The sequence below is a fragment of the Carnobacterium sp. genome (assembly GCF_040274425.1).
Genome location: NZ_JBEMBC010000124.1, coordinates 1 through 5,007 on the forward strand (window position 1 = coordinate 1; position 5,007 = coordinate 5,007).

General features: G+C 34.0%; 7 protein-coding genes. All 7 read left to right on the forward strand.

Annotated features, from left to right (window positions below):
• Positions 1-72, forward strand: a 72-nt coding sequence (locus ABS911_RS14155) for a 50S ribosomal protein L34 (protein WP_350468095.1), incomplete at its 5' end; no start/stop codon positions are given.
• A gap of 158 nt (positions 73-230) precedes the next feature.
• Positions 231-569, forward strand: a complete 339-nt coding sequence (rnpA, locus tag ABS911_RS14160; RefSeq protein ID WP_350468090.1) for a ribonuclease P protein component — start codon at positions 231-233, stop codon at positions 567-569.
• 28 nt (positions 570-597) lie between these two features.
• The gene (gene yidC, locus ABS911_RS14165) at positions 598-1,428 is read left to right on the forward strand and encodes a membrane protein insertase YidC (protein WP_350468091.1); all 831 of its coding nucleotides are present in this window, start codon (positions 598-600) and stop codon (positions 1,426-1,428) included.
• A 33-nt stretch (positions 1,429-1,461) separates the two neighbouring features.
• Positions 1,462-2,241: an RNA-binding cell elongation regulator Jag/EloR gene (jag, locus tag ABS911_RS14170; RefSeq protein WP_350468092.1), complete on the forward strand. Its 780-nt coding sequence runs from the start codon at positions 1,462-1,464 to the stop codon at positions 2,239-2,241.
• Positions 2,242-2,414: 173 nt separating this feature from the next.
• Positions 2,415-3,113, forward strand: coding sequence for a response regulator transcription factor (locus tag ABS911_RS14175; protein WP_350468093.1), 699 nt, complete (start codon positions 2,415-2,417; stop codon positions 3,111-3,113).
• Positions 3,091-4,125 (forward strand): sensor histidine kinase, encoded by a 1,035-nt coding sequence (locus ABS911_RS14180; RefSeq protein ID WP_350468096.1) that lies wholly within the window; start codon positions 3,091-3,093, stop codon positions 4,123-4,125. Before ABS911_RS14175 ends, ABS911_RS14180 begins: the two co-directional genes overlap by 23 nt.
• A gap of 120 nt (positions 4,126-4,245) precedes the next feature.
• Positions 4,246-5,007: ABC transporter ATP-binding protein (locus tag ABS911_RS14185; protein WP_350468094.1), on the forward strand; the 762-nt coding region annotated here is incomplete at its 3' end.

A 5,007-nucleotide genomic window follows, 5' to 3' on the forward strand; every position in this document is an offset into this window, starting at 1 on the left:
ATGAGTACTAAAAATGGACGTAATGTATTACAAAGTAGACGCCGTAAAGGTAGAAAAGTATTGTCTGCATAGATCACTGAACGTTTCAGTGGTCTTTTTTTTTAGGATTTGAATAAAAAAGTACTCAGTGGTTGTTTAAATGTAAACAACTACGGAGTATTTTTGATACTTATTCCATTAAATGGGAACGGGTTTATATTAATTTATTATAGAGATGAGAGGTTATTTTAATGAGAAAAACCTATCGTGTCAAAAAAGAAGCTGAATTTCAAAAAGTTTTTCATCATGGCAAATCAACAGCAAATCGTCAATTTGTCATTTACGTATTAGATAAAAAGGATCAACCACATTTTCGTGTAGGAATATCCGTTGGGAAAAAAATTGGAAATGCTGTTGTGCGGAACAAAGTTAAAAGAAGCATTCGACAAAGTTTAACAGAGTTGAAGCCGCAATTAAAAGCAGAAAAAGATTTTATCGTAATTGCTCGAAAACCAGCAGCAGAGATGACAGTGCAAGAAACAAAAAAAAGCTTGATGCATGTGTTAAAGCTTGCTAAATTATTAAGATAGATTGATTTATTAGAGTGGGGGATAAAACGTGATTAAACGTAAGCGATTACTTCTTTTGTTAGGAACAGTACTGCTAGCAGTCGTTTTGGTAGGTTGTGGTACTTCACCTATCACAGAACAAAGCACAGGGATTTGGGATAAATATATTATTTTTAATTTCTCTCGTGTTATTATTTGGTTATCTAATTTATTTGGTGGAAGTTATGGAGTTGGGATAATTGTCTTTACCTTAATTATTCGATTGATTCTTTTACCTGTCATGCATGGTCAAACTAAAAGTACTAGGAAAATGACAGAGTTGCAACCGCAACTAAAAGAATTGCAAACAAAATATGCTTCTAAAGATACAGATACTCAAAATAAATTAAAAGAAGAAACTTCTAAATTGTATTCAGAAGCAGGTGTCAACCCTGTAGCCGGTTGTTTGCCATTGCTTATTCAGATGCCAGTACTTATTGCCATGTATCAAGCAATAAGCCGTACAGAAGTTTTAAAAACAGGAAACTTTTTATGGATGAATCTAGGGGCACCAGATCCATACTTCATCTTGCCTATACTAGCTGCTATATTAACGTTTGCAACGACTAAGCTATCTACTATGAGTCAAGCAGAGTCTAATCCGACAACAACCACTATGCTTTACGTAATGCCCGCTTTGATCTTATTTATGGGTATCACATTACCTAGTGCATTATCATTATACTGGGTAGTTGGAAATGCGTTTTCTGTGGCACAAACATTATTATTAAATAATCCTTTTAAAATTAAAAAAGAGCGTGACGAAAAAATAAAAACTGAACGAGATCGTCAACGTGCTCTTGAAAAAGCACTAAAACCGAAGAAAAAGAAAAAAAGATAAAACGTTAAAAATGGGGAGAATGGAGGCAGGCATATGGATAAGTATACAGCTCAAGCTGAAACAATAGAGGAAGCTACTCAAAAGGCATTGAAGAAACTAGGGATCACTAAAAAAGAAGCTTCTATTGAAATAATCGATCCAGGTAGAAAAGGTATTTTTAAAATAGGTAAGAAAGATGCAGTTGTGACAGTCACTAATAGTGCAGTAGACAACAACGCGAAAGAATTCTTTCAAGAAACATCTATTAAAGAAGAAACTTTTACTCCAGCATCTGAATCAATCCAAGTTGAAACTGTACAAGAAAAAGCACCAATTTTGTCAGAAGCGGATCATCTTTCTACCGTAACTAGTACGGAACGAAATGATGAGCAAGCGATCGAAATGGTGGCAGATTACCTTCAAGACATTACGCAAAAAATGGGTATCTCTAGTACAGTAACTGTAGAAGAAACAAAAGATCAAGTCGTATTTCAAATTGAAACAGAAAAAGCGGGTTTGATTATTGGGAAACATGGTAAAGTATTAAATGCTTTACAATCATTAGCTCAAGTGTTGCTTCATCGTCATGCTAAAACAAAATTTGTCGCTATTGTTAATGTTGGCGATTACCGTGAACGCCGAGAGAATGCTTTGAGAGAGCTAGCTGAGCGGACTGCTTTAAAAGTCCGACGTACAAAGCAACCTGTATTCTTAGAACCTATGCCTGCTTCTGAAAGAAAACAAATTCATTTTTATTTAAGTAAAGATGATTCTGTTATTACTCATTCTGAAGGCAATGAACCTCACCGTTATTTAGTCGTTGAATCAAAGTAACTAAATTTTTCTATAAAGAAAATAGTAAAAGAAAGAATTCGGTTAGCACGATCAGCCGAATTCTTTCTTTTTTTTGTAGTATAGTTGCTGACTAAGGCAAAAGTCTCATAGGATGATTGAAAAAAAACCTGTATAGTATGTAGTAAATAATTAAAGATAAGTAGGTGCGTAAAATGGTTAAAATTATGATTATTGAAGATGACTTGGTAATTGCTTCAAGTTTACAAGAAGAGTTGATGAAATGGCAATACGATGCGTTTCATGTAACAGATTTTAATGCTGTTATGGATACTTTTACACATGAAACACCTCAATTAGTCTTAATCGATATTAAGCTGCCATATTTTAATGGTTATTACTGGTGTACAGAAATTCGCAAAGTCTCGCAAGTACCGATTATTTTTATTTCTTCTCAAAGTGAACGAATGGATATTGTGATGGCTATTCAAATGGGAGCAGATGACTTTATTAGTAAACCATTTGATTTAACAGTAGCGTTAGCTAAAATACAAGCTCTATTGCGCAGAACGTATGATTTTACGGGCAATGATGCTTATTTAAGCTATCAACAAGTCTATCTAAAAACAAGTGAACTAAAGATTCAATATATGGATCAGGAAGTTGAACTGACCAAAAACGAAATGAAAATTTTAGAAGTCTTATTTATACAAAAAGGGGCTTTTGTTTCGCGAGAGGCGATCATGATGAAATTATGGGAAAATGATTCGTTTATTGATGACAATACATTGGCAGTCAATATCAATCGTTTACGAAAAAAACTAGCTGAATTGGACTTGACCTCATTTATTGTCACAAAAAAAGGCTATGGATATGGCCTGCAAAAGGATGATGACTCTATTGAAATCAACTAATAAAGTGATTGATATTATCAAGGCGTTTATAAAAACTCATTATTCTTTCTTTTTAGCGTATGTACTTAATTTAGGTATATTTAGTTTTATTTATGTATTAGGGCAATTGCCAATTTACTTTTTAGTATTTAGTATCGAACTTTCTCTATTTATAGGCGGTTGTTTCTTCCTATTTAAATTTTTAAGGTATTATAAACGGTTTCGTTTGTTGGAGCGATTAGATAAAGATCCAATTGATACGCTGAAGCAACTGTCTTCTAATCGTGATCCGAGTGAAGATTTTTTTCATCTTAAAATTGAAAACTTAATAGAAGAAATGCAACAAGTCAAAAAAAAGAGTCAGCAACGCAATACGTCTCAGATAGACTATTTTACCTTGTGGCTGCATCAGATCAAAACACCCATTTCAGCTATCAGCTTATTGATGCAACGGGACAATAAATCAAAATTTACCCATCAAATGGAACAAGAGTTGCTGCAGATTGAAAACTATACACATATGGCATTGAATTATTTGAAAATAGAGCAAAGCGGTTCTGATTTAGACTTTGTACAAGTTTCGCTTGACCGAGTGATCAAAGAAACGGTTAAGAAGTTTTCGATTTTATTTATTTACAATCGTATCCAATTAGATTATCAAGAAACCAACAAAAGTATTTTATCCGATGAGAAATGGTTGAGGGTATTAGTTGAACAAATTCTTTCTAATAGTCTGAAATACACTCCTGAAGGCGGTAAGATAAAAATTTATATGAGCCCAACTAAGGAAGACCAACTCATTATTGAAGATACCGGTATTGGCATTCGCTCTGAAGATTTGCCGCGTATTTTTGAACGTGGGTATTCTGGCTTTAATGGAAGAATTCACGAAAAATCAACAGGGTTGGGCTTATTTCTTAGTCAGGAAATTACAAAACGCCTTGGTCATGAGATGTCAATCAAGTCAATTGTAGGAAAAGGCACTAAAGTAATAATCGATTTAGCCCGAACTTCACTAATAAAAGATTATTAATACTGAATCTTACGAAAGTGTAAGGTTTAATCACCATCTGTAAGAAAAGATAAAAGCAAGCATTGTTCATTTTTATTAAACTAGTAATAGAAATAGAGAAATGAACAGGAGGAAATAATTATGACATTATTAGAAGTGAGTCATTTAAAAAAGACGTATACAGGAAGGTTCTCAACGCAAGAAGTGCAGGCTTTAAAAGACGTGAATTTTTCAGTAGAAAAAGGAGAATTTGTCTCCATTATGGGAGAGTCAGGTTCTGGTAAAACAAGTTTATTAAATATTTTAGCAACCCTTGATACTGCAACTGATGGTGAGGTTTTGCTGGAAGGAAAAGATTTAACAGGCATCAAGGACAATGATATTTCTAATTTCCGTAGAGATTATTTAGGCTTTGTATTCCAAGATTTCAACTTATTGGACAATTTTTCAATTAAAGACAATATAGTATTGCCGCTAGTACTGTCAAATACGTCAATAACTGAAATGGAACATCGTTTGATGCCAATCGTTAAAAAAATGAAAATCGATGGATTGATTAATCATTATCCTTATGAAGTGTCTGGAGGACAAAAACAACGCGCAGCTGTAGCTCGTGCCTTGATCACTAATCCGAAATTGCTTCTTGCTGATGAGCCAACTGGAGCATTAGATTCAAAATCCAGCCAAAGCCTGTTAGAAACTTTTGAAACCATCAATAACGCTGGACAAACCATTATCATGGTTACTCATAGTACAAGAGCTGCTGCTTATTCGAATCGGGTCTTGTTCATTCAAGATGGTGAAGTGTACCATGAAATTTACCGTGGAGAACAAACGCCAGATCAGTTCATGGACAAAATTTCTCAAGCGTTGATCGTACTAGCTAATAGAGGTGAGCAGCAT